This is a genomic window from Cupriavidus sp. 05N39, from assembly GCF_056397325.1.
The window spans coordinates 23681-39713 of sequence record NZ_JBFTNE010000025.1 but is presented as its reverse complement, the minus strand read 5'-3'; the positions used below and the strand labels follow the sequence as shown (position 1 = coordinate 39713).

The 16033-nt window shown below is 64.3% G+C and carries 14 protein-coding genes; 8 read left to right on the top strand and 6 right to left on the bottom strand.

The window, feature by feature from the left end; translation table 11 throughout:
• Positions 1-66: 66 nt before the first annotated feature.
• Entirely contained in the window at positions 67-1440 is a 1374-nt protein-coding gene (locus AC1DN0_RS14270; RefSeq protein ID WP_441629435.1) for a cobyrinic acid a,c-diamide synthase CobB, read from the top strand.
• A gap of 110 nt (positions 1441-1550) precedes the next feature.
• Here AC1DN0_RS14270 and AC1DN0_RS14265 read toward each other — a convergent pair whose 3' ends face one another.
• Positions 1551-2015 (bottom strand): MarR family winged helix-turn-helix transcriptional regulator, encoded by a 465-nt coding sequence (locus AC1DN0_RS14265; protein ID WP_441629434.1) that lies wholly within the window; start codon positions 2013-2015, stop codon positions 1551-1553.
• 81 nt (positions 2016-2096) lie between these two features.
• Positions 2097-3692, bottom strand: coding sequence for an MFS transporter (locus AC1DN0_RS14260; protein ID WP_441629433.1), 1596 nt, complete (start codon positions 3690-3692; stop codon positions 2097-2099).
• Between the two features lie 180 nt (positions 3693-3872).
• On the opposite strand from AC1DN0_RS14260, the gene AC1DN0_RS14255 reads away from it, so the two are divergent.
• Together AC1DN0_RS14255 and AC1DN0_RS14250 are read left to right on the top strand one after the other, a co-directional pair.
• Positions 3873-5465 (top strand): ATP-binding protein, encoded by a 1593-nt coding sequence (locus AC1DN0_RS14255; RefSeq protein WP_477145798.1) that lies wholly within the window; start codon positions 3873-3875, stop codon positions 5463-5465.
• A 15-nt stretch (positions 5466-5480) separates the two neighbouring features.
• Complete coding sequence (locus tag AC1DN0_RS14250; protein WP_477103355.1) at positions 5481-6653, top strand: adenylate/guanylate cyclase domain-containing protein; 1173 nt, start codon at positions 5481-5483, stop codon at positions 6651-6653.
• 300 nt (positions 6654-6953) lie between these two features.
• On the opposite strand, the gene AC1DN0_RS14245 is transcribed toward AC1DN0_RS14250, so the two are convergent.
• The 4 genes from AC1DN0_RS14245 to AC1DN0_RS14230 all read right to left on the bottom strand — a co-directional run bounded on the left by AC1DN0_RS14245 (position 6954) and on the right by AC1DN0_RS14230 (position 10849).
• Positions 6954-7955: an NADP-dependent oxidoreductase gene (locus AC1DN0_RS14245; protein ID WP_477145797.1), complete on the bottom strand. Its 1002-nt coding sequence runs from the start codon at positions 7953-7955 to the stop codon at positions 6954-6956.
• 155 nt (positions 7956-8110) lie between these two features.
• A complete protein-coding gene (locus AC1DN0_RS14240; protein WP_441629430.1) occupies positions 8111-8923 on the bottom strand; it encodes an oxidoreductase in 813 nt (270 codons plus the stop codon).
• A gap of 153 nt (positions 8924-9076) precedes the next feature.
• Entirely contained in the window at positions 9077-9682 is a 606-nt protein-coding gene (locus AC1DN0_RS14235; protein WP_441629429.1) for a TetR/AcrR family transcriptional regulator, read from the bottom strand.
• 111 nt (positions 9683-9793) lie between these two features.
• The gene (locus AC1DN0_RS14230) at positions 9794-10849 is read right to left on the bottom strand and encodes a LacI family DNA-binding transcriptional regulator (protein ID WP_441629428.1); all 1056 of its coding nucleotides are present in this window, start codon (positions 10847-10849) and stop codon (positions 9794-9796) included.
• 122 nt (positions 10850-10971) lie between these two features.
• Between AC1DN0_RS14230 and AC1DN0_RS14225 the strand changes: the two genes are divergently transcribed.
• From AC1DN0_RS14225 to AC1DN0_RS14205, 5 genes are all read left to right on the top strand, one after another.
• Positions 10972-11820 (top strand): SDR family NAD(P)-dependent oxidoreductase, encoded by an 849-nt coding sequence (locus tag AC1DN0_RS14225; RefSeq protein WP_441629427.1) that lies wholly within the window; start codon positions 10972-10974, stop codon positions 11818-11820.
• An 85-nt stretch (positions 11821-11905) separates the two neighbouring features.
• Positions 11906-12913, top strand: a complete 1008-nt coding sequence (locus AC1DN0_RS14220) for a Bug family tripartite tricarboxylate transporter substrate binding protein (RefSeq protein ID WP_441629426.1) — start codon at positions 11906-11908, stop codon at positions 12911-12913.
• A gap of 40 nt (positions 12914-12953) precedes the next feature.
• On the top strand, positions 12954-14510 hold the full coding sequence (locus tag AC1DN0_RS14215) for a class I adenylate-forming enzyme family protein (protein ID WP_441629425.1): 1557 nt from the start codon (positions 12954-12956) through the stop codon (positions 14508-14510).
• On the top strand, positions 14507-15226 hold the full coding sequence (locus AC1DN0_RS14210) for an SDR family oxidoreductase (protein ID WP_441629424.1): 720 nt from the start codon (positions 14507-14509) through the stop codon (positions 15224-15226). The genes AC1DN0_RS14215 and AC1DN0_RS14210 overlap by 4 nt, the downstream gene beginning before the upstream one ends.
• A complete protein-coding gene (locus tag AC1DN0_RS14205) occupies positions 15223-15999 on the top strand; it encodes a citryl-CoA lyase (protein WP_441629423.1) in 777 nt (258 codons plus the stop codon). Before AC1DN0_RS14210 ends, AC1DN0_RS14205 begins: the two co-directional genes overlap by 4 nt.
• Positions 16000-16033 lie beyond the last annotated feature (34 nt).

The window sequence follows — 16033 nt, the reverse complement described above, 5'->3', positions numbered from 1 at the left end:
TCTGCCGCCCGTCCGCTGCGCCGTTCACGGCCGTACCGCTCAACCGTCCCAGCCACCTTCATCGCCATGTCCGTCCCCGCCAGTCCCGCCACGACCACCGCCCCAGGCACCCGCCTCGATGCAACCGGGCCGCTGCGGGTGCCTGCCTTGCTGGTGGCGGCACCGGCCTCGGGGCAGGGCAAGACCACGGTGACTGCCGCGCTGGCATGGCTGCATCGACGCCAGGGCCGCACCGTGCGCGTCTTCAAGAGCGGCCCCGACTACCTTGACCCGTCCATTCTCGCGGCCGCCAGCGGTGCCCCGGTGCACTCGCTGGACCTGTGGATGACCGGCGCCGACGACGCCGCCGCGCGCCTGGCGCAGGCGGCACGCGAAGCCGACCTGATCCTGGTGGAGGGTGTCATGGGGCTGCACGACGGCACGCCCAGCAGTGCCGACCTGGCACGCCATTTCGGATTGCCCGTACTCAGCGTGATCCAGGCAGGGGCGATGGCGCAAACGTTCGGCGCGCTGGCCTACGGCCTAGCTGGCTATGGCCGGCAGCCCCTGGCATCCATGCAAGTGCTGGCCAACGGCGTGGGATCCCCGCGGCATGCCGACATGCTGCGAGAGAGCCTGCCTGCCCATATCGCCTGGGCCGGCGCGCTCGCGCGCGATCATGCGGCCGCGCTGCCCGAGCGGCACCTGGGCCTGCTCGCGGCCGATGAACTGCCCGACCTCAACGCGCGGCTGGACCGTCTGGCGGATGCGCTGGCCGGGCAGCCGATTGGCGCCCTGCCAACAACCGTGGAAATTGCCGCAGCGCCGCCATTACCCGCGCTGGCACCGTTGCTCGCCGGCCGGACCATCGCCGTGGCGCGCGACGCCGCCTTCCGTTTTCTCTATCCGGCCAACCTCGACACCCTGCAGGCACTCGGCGCGCGGCTCGTCTTCTTCTCCCCGCTGAATGACCCTGCCCTGCCCGCCTGCGACGCGCTCTGGCTGCCCGGCGGCTATCCCGAACTGCACGCCGCGCGCCTGTCGGCCAACACCGGCATGCTGGACAGCCTGCGCCGCGCCCATGCCGGCGGCCTGCCGATCCTGGCCGAGTGCGGCGGCATGATGGCGCTGTTCGAGACGCTGGTGGACAAAGCCGGGCAAAGCCACGCCATGGCGGGCCTGCTGCCTGGCACGGTGACGATGCAAGCCCGCCTGGCCGCGCTGGGTCATCAACAGCTTGCGCTGCCGGAAGGCACCGTGCGCGGCCACACCTTCCACTACTCAAGCGCGCAAACGCCGCTGGCGCCCTACTGCCATTCCACCGTGCCGCGCGATGGCGCGCGCGGTGAAGCTGTGTTCCGGCAGGTTGCCCTGACCGCTTCCTACACGCACTTCTATTTCCCTTCCAATCCGCTCGCCATTGCCGCGCTGTTCGGTGGCGCGAGCAACAGCATCCGCTGATCCGGCAGCCCTCGAAGCAGCGGATGCGGAGAATTCATGGATACGAGGGAAGACGCCCCGCGGAAGAGGACGCGCAGAAAACCGCCCCCCTTGCGCCGGCAAGCAATGGCTCAGGCGGCGTCGGCCTTGTCCTGCTGCGTACGAAGCACGGCCTCGGCGATGCCGGCTTCAAGCTGCTCCAGACCCTTTGAGAGATTGCGCATGGTGGTTTCAGACACCTTGTCCAGCACGTCCTGCAGAAAGGCCGAGCGCAGCGGCAATGCCTGCTCGACAATGCCATGGCCCAGCGCCGACAGCGTGACGTTGGTCACGCGGTTGTCGCGCTCGCTGGTATTGCGCTCCACCCAGCCCAGCTCCTGCAGCGCCTTGAGCTGGCGCGTGAGCGCGCCGGGGTCCATGCCGACACGGTCGGCCAGCGGTTTCTGTGCGATGGGGCCGGCATGGCCGTGCAAGGCATAAAGAATGCGCCAGCGCGGCAACGGGTGGCCGATGCGTTGCTCGAAAGCCGACGCATACGCCCGGTAAGTTCGCCCGAACTGCTGTAGTACAGCCAGGCTTTGTCGCTCCAATTCCACTCCGATCTCCTGCTTGCGGCACCGTGCATGCGACGGGCGGCTTTACAACCAACTCGATTTCCGTGACCTGTCCCCAGCATTCTATTCCGCGGCCATGACCGGCTTGACGGCACGCTCCAGTTTGATCGGCGGCACCCGGCGCGAGCGCCACAGGCCAATCACGGCGATCACCGCCGCCAGCGCCAGCCCGATATGGATGGCACCGACCAGCGAAAGCCTGGCCTGCTCCAGCAACAGGGCGCCATTGTGCCCGGCCGCCTGCAGTTGCGACAGCAGGCTGGCCTGCGCCGCGTGGTCGATCAGGATCTGCGGATCGGCCATGCGCTCCTGCCATTCGCCGGCACCGGCCTTCTGCAGCGCATCATGCACCCCGCTCAGGTAGCTACGCGTAACCAGCGTGCCGACGACCGCGGTGCCCACCATGCCGCCCACCATGCGCAGCGATTGCAGCATCGCCGTGGCAATGCCAAGGTGCTCGCGGCCCGCGGTCTGCTGCGCAAAGACCGTCAGGTTCGGCATGATGAAGCCCAGCCCGAAGCCGCACAGCAGCATGATGCCCAGCAACAGGTGATGGGACATCCCGCGCGTCGCTTGCGACAGGCCCAGACAGGCCAGCGCCAGCATGGCGAACCCGGCGTACAGCATATTGTTAGGCTGGCGGATCCTCGTGATGATACGGCCATTGATGATACTGCCCAGCGTGATGCACACCACCAGCGGCGTCACCAGCACGCCCGCCTCCCTGGGCGAATAGCCAAAGCCCCCCTGGAACAGCAGCGGCGCATACAGCAGCAGCGAAAACATCGCGAAGCCCACGAACACCGCCAGCAGGAACAGCGGCGCCAGCCCGGGATTGCGGAACATCTCCAGCGGCAGGATCGGATTCGGCGCCCGCCGCTCCCATTGCCACAGCGCCACCAGCGCACACACCGACATGACCAGCAAGCCGCCGGTAAGCAACCCAAAACCACGATCGGGCATCAGTTCCACGCACAACTGCAAGCCGCCCAGCCCTGCACCGATCAGGGCCGCGCCGAGCCAGTCCACCTTGATCGCACCGGCGTGCGCCTGCTGGCGCAAGTGCGGCAGGTAACGCCAGGCAAACCACAATCCCAGCAAGCCCACCGGCAGGTTCACGTAGAAGACCGCCCGCCAGCCGTAGGCCTCGGTCAGCACACCGCCCAGCGACGGCCCGACCGCATTGGCGATACCGAAGGCAGCGCTCATCATCACCTGCCAGCGCAAGCGCACATGGGAATCGGGAAACAGATCCGGGATACAGGCAAAGGCGGTGCCCACGAGCATGCCGCCCCCGATGCCCTGCAGGCCGCGGGCCAGCACCAGGAACGGCATGCTGGTTGCCATGCCGCACAGCGCCGAGGCCAGCGTAAACACGACGATGGATGCCATCACGAACGGCTTGCGCCCGTAATAATCGCCCAACCGGCCGAAGATCGGCACCGTGATCACGGACATCAGCAGATAGGCCGTTGCCACCCAGGCGTAGTACTCGAACCCCTGCAACTCCGCCACCACCGTGGGCAACGCGGTGCCGACCACAGTCTGGTCAAGTGCTACCAGCATCACCACGAATGCGATGCCCAGCATCGCCATCAGGGACTCGCGGAATGGCAGCACCTGCCCGCTACTGTGCGCCTGGTGAGGCTGCGAAATCATTTTGTTGCCTGATCAATGATTGTACGATCAATTATTATAGGACAGGATTTGGGGGTGGGAGCAGGATCATCGCGTATTCTGGCTAACGGTTCCCTATCTACGCTGATTCCAGCCCGTCGCCAGCGCTCTCTGCTCTCGCGGAGACGTCAGCGCTGTCCCGACGACTGCAGGTGGAAAATCATGGGCAAGCGGCCTTTTGACAGATCGGCACAGAATCGGCCTTCGGCCCCCGGCTTCAGGGAGGGCGAGCCGCACTTCAGGTTGCTCGCCGACGGCATACCTCACATGGTAATGACCTGCGACCCGGATGGCCGGATCGATTACTGCAACCAGCGGTGGGTAACCTATACCGGCCTCAGCCTTGAGCAAACCCAGGCCGGCGACTGGCAATCTGCCGTACATCCCGAAGATTTCACGAACAACATTGACCGCTGGACAGACGCGGTTGCGAACGGCCGTGAGTATGAGATCGAATACCGCCTGAAAAGGGCATCCGATGGTGCCTATCGATGGCACCTTGAGCGCGGGGCGCCACTCAAGGACGCCGATGGGCATATCGTCAAGTGGTTGGCATCCAGCACCGACATCGAGGAGCAGAAACAGGCCCAGGCCGCGGCTGAAAGTGCAAACCGCGCAAAGTCAGAATTTCTGTCCAGCATGAGCCATGAATTGCGGAATCCGTTGAACGCCATCCTTGGCTTCGCGCAGTTGCTGGCACTGGACACGCCGCCGCCGCCTTCCTCGCAGCAAGCCAGCATCGACCAGATCCTGAAGGCGGGCTGGCATTTGCTGGAACTGATCAACGAGGTGCTTGACCTCGCCAGGATAGAGGCCGGACAGGCGTCACTGTCCCCCGAGCCGGTATCGGTCGTCGAAGCCTTGCACGAATGTCACGCGATGCTTGAGCAACAAGCGCTGAGGCGTGAGGTTCGCATGCGGTTTCCCTCACCCGACTTATCGTGTTTCGTCCGGGCCGACAGGACCCGCCTGAAACAGATCCTGCTTAACCTGCTTTCCAATGCGATCAAGTACAACCGCGACAAGGGTACCGTCGAAGTACAAGTGACGATGGGCGATCGCGTTCGCGTCGGCGTGCGCGACACCGGCGCAGGGCTGGCACCAGAACGGCTCGCACAACTGTTCAAGCCGTTCAATCGTCTTGGGCATGAGGGTGGCCCCGTGGAGGGCACGGGCATCGGCCTCGTGGTGGCCAAGCGGCTGGTCGAGCTGATGGGAGGCGCCATCGGCGCCGAAAGCATGCYGGGCGTGGGCAGCGTATTCTGGATCGAACTGCCCGTTGCGCGCCCTCCAGAAATGACCGGTGAGGGTGCGGAGACAGCGGTATCCGTCGAGGCGCGGACGGGGTCTCCCACTTCGCTGCATACCCTGCTGTATGTCGAAGACAACCCCGCCAACCTGAAGCTCGTTGAGCAACTCCTTGTGCGCCGGGCCGATGTGCGCCTGCTGACCGCCGTCACAGGGGCGCTCGGCGTCAACCTGGCGCGCACTGCCTCGCCAGATGTGATCGTCATGGATATCCATCTGCCCGACATCAACGGCATCGAAGCACTGGGACTGCTGCGAGAAGATCCGCAGACAACGCACATTCCCGTCATCGCCCTCAGTGCCAATGCGATGCCGCGCGACATTGAAAAGGGCATGAAAGCGGGATTCTTCCGCTACCTGACCAAGCCGATCAGGCTCAATGAGTTTATGGACGCACTGGACGCCGCGCTGGAACAGCCACGAGGCGGGACTGCTCAGGGCCGATGAAGCCAAGTGCTCGCCGTGATCAAAGCATCGGACATCCTGGCAGCGAAAATCCTGGTCGTTGACGATCTGGAGGCCAATGTCCTGCTGCTCGAACAGATGCTACGCGGGGCCGGCTACGTTTGCATCGAGCCAACCACCGATCCGCGCGCGGTGTTTGCGCTTCACAGCAAGAACCACTATGACCTGATCCTGCTTGATCTGCAGATGCCCGGCATGGACGGGTTCGAGGTCATGGAACGCCTCAAGGAACTCCAGGCGGACAGCTACCTTCCGGTGATCGTCATCACCGCCCAGCCTGATCACAAACTGCGCGCACTGCAAGCCGGTGCGAAAGACTTCGTCAGCAAGCCATTTGATCTGGCGGAGGTGCTGATGCGGGTTCGCAATATGCTGGAAGTGCGTCTGCTGCACGGGGAATCGTTGAAGTACGGCAAGGAACTTGAGCGGAAAGTGCATGAACTGGAAACGAGCCGAGAGACGATCGTTCACCAGAGTCATGAACTCAGGCGCATTTACGAGAAACTCGTTCGCGAGCAACAGGTAACCGATCGGCTGCTCCTCAACGTGCTGCCCGCCCCCATCGCCGAGCGTTTGAAGCTGCGCGCCGATCTCATCGCCGCCGGCCCCCCGGAGGTCATCGCCGACAAGTTCCAGGATGTGTCGGTGTTGTTCGCGGACCTCGTGCAGTTCACCCGCTTTTCTCCCAGCATGGGCCCCGAACGACTGGTGGCAATCCTGAACGAGATATTTGCCGACTTTGACAATATCGCCGACAGCCGGCGACTCGAGAAGATCAAGACAATCGGCGACGCTTACATGGCAGCGGCAGGCCTGCCTGTGCCGGCGGCCGATCACGCCGCCCGGGCCGCTCATATGGCATTGGACATGCTTGAGTCACTGGGCCAGTTCAATCAGCGAAGCGGCTACAACCTGCAATTGCGAGTTGGCATCCACAGTGGAGCTGTCGTGGCCGGCGTGATCGGGAGGAGAAAGTTCATCTATGACTTGTGGGGCGATACCGTCAATATCGCCAGCCGGATGGAGTCGCAAGGCGTAGTCGGTCGTGTTCAGGTAACTGATGCCACGCGGCAGCAACTCGGGGAGCCGTTCCTGCTCGAAGAGCGCGGTTTGATCGCGGCAAAGGGCATCGGTGATCTGCATACATGGCTTCTGGTCGGGAGAACCTAGCCGGCGGCGGGTCAGCATACGGAAGCGGTCGTTCACGATCAGAGCGACGGCTGTCGCCAAATCGGCCGATTCGTCTGATCAACGCAGAGCGGTCGAATGGCTGCGAAGGGTCGACTACGGAAGTTGCCCGTCGGTCCAGGCAGCATGACCGGCGCCCGGCCTTGAACCGCCGTGACCGGCCAAATCAAAGCGCAACCACTTCACTTCGCAAGCACGATCCAAGGCCAGGTTGACCGGCTTCCCCTGATCGCCGGGATAGCGAGCGGCGTCAGGTCACGCCCGAACTCGGGGCGATCACGTCTATCGCACTTTGACGACAACTTTACCCTTGGCCCGTCCCTTCTCGACGTAGGCCATGGCCTCGTTGGTCTGGTCGAAGGAAAAGACCCGATCCACTACGGGGCGTATCGCGCCGGAATCAATGAGCGACGTGATCTCGCTCAACTGGCGCCCGCTGGCCCTCATGAAGAGGAACGAGTACCTCAGGTCACGACCTGCTGCCCGCTTCCTGACTCCCGCACTCAGAAGACGAACAATCAAGTTCACGAACCACGTTGCTCCGATTCCCTTTGCGAATGCGGGATCGGGAGGGCCGGAGATCGAGATGAGTGTTCCTCCGGGCTTAAGGACACGCAGAGATTTCTCCAGCGCCGTTGCGTCTTGACTGTGGAGGACCACATCGTAGCCCTGAAGAATTTTCTCGAAATCGTCTTTTCTGTAGTCGATGACAACGTCTGCCCCGAGGCCTCTCACCAAGTCGATGTTGGCGCTGCTGGTGGTGGTGGCTACGGTGGCGCCCACATGCCTGGCCAACTGGATCGCAAATGTTCCTACGCCGCCTGAACCGGCCTGGATGAAGACCTTCTGCCCTTTCTTCAGATTCGCCTTCTCGATCAGCGCTTGCCATGCCGTCAGGCCCACCAGAGGAATCGATGCTGCTTCTTCCATACTCAGCGCCTTGGGCTTGATCRCCAAGGACTCTTCCTTGACCGCAATGTACTCAGCAAAGGTGCCGATGCGAAAATCATCGGGCCGGGCATAGACTTCGTCCCCCGGCTTGAACTGCCGAACGCGAGGCCCGACCTTGACCACGACGCCGGCCACGTCGTGTCCTAGGACGAGGGGCATGCGATAGGGGAGTATGAGCTTGAACTCTCCGTTCCTGATCTTGGAGTCCAGCAGATTCACACCGGCCGCATGGATCTGGACCATGACCTCATCCTCACCCAGCGCCGGGCTCGGAACCTCAGTGGACCGCAACGCGCGTTTCTTTCCGTAGCGATCGAGAAGAAGTGCTTTCATGGTCGCCCTCGTTCCTGGCGCATCCAGGTTTGCGAGCGGCCCAGCACGCTGGTTGAAATCTTGTCACCTGTCTTGCTTGCGAGCAGCGCCTGGAATGTCATCGTCTTCTTTCAAATTGGGATTTGTGAGAAACAGCGGGCGGCGCGGCTTACCGCCTATGCTTCGAGCCGCAGATCTTTTCGAACCCCCGCATCCAGCACGCTAGCCGGCGCGAACCTGCGCAGCAGTCGCATGCGGCTTGCGAGGCCGGGGGCGTAGTGAATCTTTGGATGCGTTGCCATGGCTGCCTTCAACACGACCTCGGCTACCACTTCAGGCCCGTCCGCGCCCACGAGAACTTCCTTCACCCGTCTCTCCACGCCCTCGCGAATATCGCGATACACATCGAGCGGGGCGTCAGGTTTCATCAGGTTCGCATCGAAGGGCGTATTGATGTAGGCAGGTTCGACCACCGAGACGCGAATACCCATCGTGCGCAGCTCATGGTCGAGCGATTCCGAATAGCCCGCGACTGCGTGCTTGGTGGCGGAATACAGCGCCATGTAGGGCATCGGCAGGAAACCAAGCACGGAGCCGATGTTGATGATGCGCCCTTCCCTTTGGCGGCGCATATGTGGCACGACAGCCCGGGTCATCCGGACTATCCCAAAGAAGTTCGTATCGAATATCGACCGGGCCTGCTCCAGCGAGCTCTCTTCCGCACCCGCTGGAGCGACCCCGAACCCGGCGTTGTTGACGAGTAGATCAATACGGCCTTCGCGCTCCATCACCTTTTGGACGGCCGCATCGACGGATTCGTCCTTGGTTACATCGAGAAGCAGCATCTCGAACGCTCGCTGACCGGTAGTGCCTATGCGCCTACTGGTACCGAACACCCTGTAGCCAGCCTTCGCGAGCCGCTCCGCGGTGGCGTGGCCGATACCTGAGGAGGCCCCCGTAACGAGGGCAATCTTGCCGCGTTTGTTCATGAAATTTCTCCGTCAGTTTGTGCGATCCGGTAACGCGTCGGCATGCACGATGCGACGCCATTCAACGTGGCACCCGAGAGGCGCACCATGGTCATTTCGCATTATGATCATCATATGTAACGGCGAGCGAGAAGGCGGCATGAATCCGGGGGGTTAGATTCCAGGGGGGACCAGGTGCTTCAGCGCAGCCTCGCGCAGACGGTCCGACAGAGCTGGCTCGTCGACTGCACGAGCCAGCAGCAAAGCACCAACCATGGTGGCGATGGTCACTAGTGCTTGTTCATGAGCACCGGGCTGTCCCCAGTCAGGCGACTGGCGGGCGAGAAGATCAATCATCGCCTTGGTGTGTTGAGTCACCGTTCGGCGTACTTCGGGCGCCTGTCGCGGTGTTTCTGAGCCCAGCGCGGCCAAGGGGCATCCAAGCTCCATCTGCTCGACGTGGTCCTTTGAGAGATAGGCGCAAAGCACAGCCTCCAAGGCTTTCCCGGGTGGGACGCCGGCAACGACATCTGCCGCTACCGCAGCGGACTCCGCGCACGCCCGATCCGCGGCTTCCGCCAGCATGGCTTCGCGCGAGGGGAAATGCGCATAGAAGGCTCCGTGCGTCAGACCGGCCTCTTTCATGATGTCGGCGACGCCAGTGCCGTCATAACCACTTCGGCGGATAGCCCGGGCAGCCGCGGCCACGATGCGTTCGTGCGACGCTTCCTTGGCGGCGTATCTAGCGTTGGCTTTCATATTTGGCATGACGTCCATCATACTAAATTTTCGCGCCGCGCGTGCTGCGATTTCCCTGGTGCCGAACAACTGGCGCACCGCTTGTGTTGCAAGTATGGGGACGTCCGAGTTCCCGCCCCCTAAAGACTTCGCTTATTCCGACACAGGCGCATGCGCAATCCCACTGTCCTGCCCGAACGCCGCCTTTGCGCACGACTCACCCAAAACCAGGTCAAGCGGCACACTCACGATACGTGGCTCTCTCACCCCCTCCCCGGCCAACCGGTCAAGCATCAGATGGGCGGCAGCCTCCGCGGCGCGCTCGATGTCAAAGCGTAAAGTGGTTAGCGGGGGATACATCAACTCAAGCGTCTCCGGCGTACCGATGCCGATCACCGAAAGGTCTCTGGGAATATCCAGCCCCGCCTTGCGCGCAACATAAATGGCTCCGGAGAGCAGGCGCGTTCCTAGACCGATGATTGCAGTGGGGGGCGCGGAAAGAGCGAGCATGGCCGCCATTTGGGTGCGTGACGAATCGATCGCCGAGCGTGACATGCAGACTAATGCGGGGTCGAACACCAAACCCGCCTCCGCAAGCCCATCCCGGTAGCCGAGCAGCTTTTCGCGCCCTGGACGAATGTGCTCGCCGGGCCCGAAAAGCGCGATGCGGCGGTGACCCAATGAAATGAGATACGCCATCGCCTGCTTCACACCGCTACGATGGTCCAGATAGACCGCATCCATTGGCAGAGGCGTTTCCCGATCCAGAATCACCACCGGCAGGCTGCAGCCGCTGAACAGGCTGTCGGCGGGGTCCGCGCTCTCCAGGCTCGGCGCGGCAATGATGCCCTCCAGCCGGCGGGTCTCGAACAGCGCAACCAGTTCGCGGTCGCGCCGTGGCTGGTCCAGTGTATTGCCGACCAACATGGAGTACCCGGCGGCCTGCATATGCTTCTCGACTTCGCTGAAATGCGCCGCAAGCAGCGGGTTGCCGATATTCGAAACCAGATAGCCGACCGTCTTGCTGCGCCCGGTGCGCAGATGGCGGGCGGCAAAGCTGGGCTCATAGTTCAGTGCCTCCACGGCCGCGTGCACCCGGGCTCGCAGCGCCTGGCTGGCATAGCCGGTGCCGTTCAGCACACGCGACACGCTGCCGATGGAAACCCCCGCCGCCTCAGCCACATCCCTGACGGAAATCCTTTGCGTCATGGTCTTCCCTAATGAAAACGTTCCACAGTTGGACGCCAAATTTGTTGCCTGATAAGTTAGCAYAAACGGAAATCGTTTTCACATTTCCCCAAACATCAACTTAAACAGCGCCAAACTATCCAATGCAACCAGACCGTCCTTCGCGCCCCGCAGCCGCGCCCCCCGGCGCCGACCTTGCGGACGAGACCACGTGTGGGTCGCTGGGCGGCCGACGCATCCTCGTCGTCGGTGGCGGACAACTCCCTTCGGCCGATGCCGGAAATCCGGTCAACAACGGACGCGCCATCTGCATGACCCTGTCCCGCGCTGGCGCCAGCATCGCCTGCGCGGACAAGAGTACCGAGGCAGCGGAACTCACCGTACGCAGTGCGCGGGACGGCGGCGCGGTGGCCATCCCGGCCGACGTGGCCAGCGCCGCCGGCATCAAAGGCATGGTGCAGGCCGCACGGACGGCGCTGGGCGGCCTCGACGGACTCGTACTGAACGTAGGCATTAGCCGCCGCGAGCCCCTGGCGGAACTGACGGCAGACAGCTGGGATGAGGTGATGGCGGTCAACCTGCGCGCGCACATGCTGACCGTGCAGCAAGCCCTGCCGCTCATGTCCATGCACGGCGCCATCGTATTCGTGTCTTCAGTGGCGGCCAGGCTGCCCGCGGGTATGAATCCGGCATACGAAGCCTCGAAGGCGGCGCTCGGTGCCCTGTGCCGCGCGACCGCGCTGGCCGGGCAGCCCAACCACATACGCGCCAACGTGGTCATGCTCGGCCTGATCGATACGCCGATGGGCCGCGCGGCCTCCGCGGCGCGGCCCGGACGCACCGCCGCCTTGCCGTTCGGGCGGCAAGGCACGCCCTGGGAGGTCGCGCATGCAGTGCGCTTTCTACTCTCGGCGCAAGCCTCCTATATCAACGCAGTGGAACTTCCCGTGGACGGTGGCCTAAGCGCAGGCATCGCGTCCGCGCCGTCCTGAATCCCGCCAGGCGGAGAGCAGTAAGCCTGGCGCGGCTCGGTCCGGAGCATGCCGCTGGCAATGACAACGACAACGGAGACATCCCATGCTTCACAGACTGATCTGTGCGGTCGCGGCCGCGCTCGCCCTGCACACGGCGGGGCCGGTACTGGCCGAATCCTATCCCTCACGGCCAATTCGCTTGGTAGTGCCGTTCCCGCCCGGTGGCACTGCGGACATTTTCGGACGGCTGCTCAGCCAGCAGCTCACGCAAAGCCTCGGGCAGCCGGTGCTGGTGGAGAACCGCGCCGGTGCGGGCGGAAACATCGGCGCGGCCGCCGTCGCCAATGCACCGGCGGACGGCTACACCTTGCTGCTGGGCACGATCGGCACCCATGGCATCAACCCGACGCTATACGCCAACCTTCCCTACGACCCGAAGAAAGACTTCCAGCCTGTGGCCCTGGTCTCTTCCGGCGCCAACGTACTGGTCGTCAACCCCGCGTTGCCGGCGCGCAATGTGAAGGAGCTGATCGCGCTGGCCAAGCGCAACCCGGGCCAGTTGATGATGGGCTCGTCCGGCAATGGCAGCAGCATTCATATGTCCGGTGAACTCTTTGAGCATATGACCGGCACGCAACTGACGCACGTGCCCTACCGCGGCGGCTCGCCCGCACAGACCGACCTGATGGGCGGGCGAGTGCAGTTGATGTTCGACAACCTGCCCACCTCGCTGCCGTTGATCGCCAAGGGCCTGGTACGCCCGCTCGCCGTGACCTCGGCGCATCGCTCGTCCGCGCTCCCGGATGTGCCGACTGTTGCCGAGGCCGGCGTGCCTGGCTACTCCGTCAGCAACTGGAGCGGCATCTTCGCGCCGGCACATACGCCCCCCGACATTGTGAACCGGCTCAATGCCGCTGTTGGCCAGGCTGTGACAAGCGCGGCGCTGCGCAAGCGTTACGCCGAAATGGGCGCCGACACYGGCACCGACCTCGGAACCAACAGGAACGCAGGCAGCCCGCCGATGAGCGCAGCGGAATTTACCAGATTCGTCGATGAGGAGATGAGCAAATGGGCAAGGATCGTAAAGGTATCGGGAGCACGCGCGGAATGAAAGGAATGAAAGGAATGAACGAGACGCAACGGATGAAAGCATGCAGCCAATCGACTATCTGCTGAGGACCGCGAACGCCACGCCGGCGCGCATCGCATTGCAGGCCGCCGGAGAATCGCTGACCTACGGCGAACTGACGCAGAAGGTGCTGGCGCTCGCAGCGGCCTTCCAGGCGCTGGACCCCACGTCCGGATCGCGCGTAGGCATCTGCGCCGGCAATAGCGTGCAGCATGTGTTGGCGCTGCTGGCTACGCTGGCCGCCGGCAAGTGCTGGGTGCCGCTGAATCCGCGCGCCTCGGTCCACGAACGGGCCCGCATCGTCGACTTCACCGAGGCGTCCATCCTGGTGGTGGAAGACAGCGGCCACGGCCAATCCGGCACGATCACGCCTGGCGCCCGCGTGATCGCCTGCGGGCCGCAGGCATCCGGCCCGGACAGCATTGCCGCGCTGCTCGCTGCCTGGCGCGGCCGCGTCCCGCTACGCGTGCAGCGCGAACTTGGCGAAACGCAGGCCATCAAGTTCACCGGCGGCACTACCGGCGCGCCCAAGGGGGTCATGCAGTCGCTGCGTTCGTGGAACACCACGGTGGTTTCCATCCTCACCGCGATGCAGTTGCGCGAGGACGAGCGCTATCTCGCCGTGGCCTCCATCACCCACGGCACATCCACGTTCCTGCTGCCAGTGTTCGCGCGTGGCGGCACCCTCGTGCTGGCGGATTCGACCAGGCCGCGCGCCCTGCTCGACCAGTTGGAGCGCGAGCGCATCACCGCGGTGTTCATGCCGCCCACGCTGATCTACGATTTGCTGGACGAGCCCGGCGTGCGCGAACGGGACTGGTCCGCGCTGCGGCACCTGATCTATGCGGCAGCGCCGATGCGCGCAGACCGGATTGCCCAGGCCATCGATGTCTTCGGCACCCTGGAGACCTCGTTCGGGCAAACCGAGGCCCCCGGCATCATTGCCTTCCTGCCCGCCGGGGAATTGCGCGATCCCGCCCGCCACGGCAGCGTCGGCCGTGCCACCTGCCTGACCGAACTCGCCATCATGGGGCGCGATGGCAAGTTGCTGCCGGCTGGCGAAACCGGCGAGATCGTGGTGCGCGGCGACCTCGTCATGTCCGGCTACTGGCGCCAGCCCGGCAAGACCGCCGAGGCACTGGCCGATGGCTGGCTGCATACGGGCGACGGCGGCTACCTGGACGCGCAAGGCTACCTGTACCTGAAAGACCGGTTGCGCGACGTCATTATCACGGGTGGCTTCAACGTGTACCCCAGCGACGTGGAGAACGCGCTCGGCGCCCATCCCGCGGTATGCCGCTGCGCCGTGCTCGGCATGGACGACCCGCGCTGGGGAGAGGCCGTGCACGCGGCCGTGCAACTGCATGCCGGCGCCACCGCCAACGCTGCCGAGCTACAGGCGTTCGTCAAGGAGCGCCTGGGTTCGGTACAGGCGCCAAAGCGCATTCATTTTGTGGAAACCCTTCCGCTCACTGCCAACGGCAAGGTCTCGAAGCTCGAGGTCAAGACCCGGCTCGCCGCCAGTGCAAGCAACTACGCCAGCAACAACCCTCAAGGCAAGGAGCCTCTTTCATCATGACACCAACGGATATCCTGGTAACCGGCGGCTCCGGCGGCATCGGCTGGGCCCTGTGCAAGACGCTGCGCGAGCGCGGCCACACGGTAGTGAACTTCGATCGGGTGGCACCTCCCGAGGCCGGTGTGACGCATTTCGTCGAAGTCGACATGGCCGAGCCGGCGCAACTCGCCGCCGCGCTCGGGGAGGCATCGGCCCGCTATGCCTTCACTGCCCTCGTCAACAATGTGGCGACCCTRCGGGCGGCGAGCGTGGAGGAAACCGGCCTTGACGACTTCGACAGGCAAATCGCCGTCAATGTCCGCGCCGCGCTGCAATGCACCCAGGCGTTGGTGCCTGCCATGCGAAAGGCKCGCCACGGCCGCATCGTCAATATCTCCAGCCGCGCCGCGCTGGGCAAGGAACTGCGCACGGCGTATTCGGCCAGCAAGGGCGCCCTGAACGCCATGACGCGTACCTGGGCGCTGGAACTGGCGGCGCACGGCATCACCGTCAACGCCGTCGCGCCGGGGCCCATCGCCACGGCGGCGTTCGGCTCCGTCAACCCGGCCCAGGATGCGCTGACGCAGCGCATTGTGAATGGCGTGCCGGTCAGGCGGCTCGGCAAACCGGAAGATATCGTCCACGCCGTCGAGTACTTTCTCGACGAACGCGCGTCCTTCGTCACCGGACAGGTGCTGCACGTCTGCGGCGGCATCACCGTGGGGCTGAGCGCATGAACGGCATCCGCACCGAGATCGGCTACACGACGCCTGATCGCATCACGCTGCGCGGGCGGGACCTTGCCACCGAGGTGATCGGCAAGCTGGATTTCGTTCAGACGCTCTGCCTGGTTGCGCTCGGGCGCCTCCCCGGCGCCGCTGAGGCGCGGATGATCGACACGCTGCTGGTGACCGCGGTCGACCACGGGCTGACGCCAAGCGCGATCAGCGCCCGCATGACCTGGCTGGGCGCGCCGGAATCCTTGCAAGGCGCGGTCGCCGCGGGCTTGCTTGGCGCCGGCGAGCGCTTCCTCGGCACCGTGCAGAACATGGCGGAATTACTGCTGCAAGAAGGTGCGTCGCTAGCGGCCGATGCCGACGCAGCCACCATTGCAGAGCATGCCCGGCGCATCATCGCCGCCTGCCGGTCAGCCGGCAAGCCGATACCTGGCGTCGGCCATCCGATACACGCGCAAGGTGATCCGCGCGTGCCGGTCCTGATGGAGACCGCGAGCGCGAATGGCTTCCACGGCAAGTACTGTCGTCTTGCCCTGGCGCTCGGCGACGCCTGCGGCGACGGTACGCGCCGTGTCCTGCCGCTCAACGCCGCTGGCGCCATCGGCGCCATCCTCGCCGAGATGGGGCTGGACCCGCTGTTCGGCCGTGGACTGGCACTGATCGGACGCTGCGCGGGACTGGTCGCCCACCTGATCGAGGAACGCGAGCAGCCGGTCGGCCAACAGGTTTGGAACCTGGTCTTGCGGCAAGACCCGCGCAACGTGCTGCCGTAGGCGGCCAACTCCTATTTGCACTTTTCCCACCACG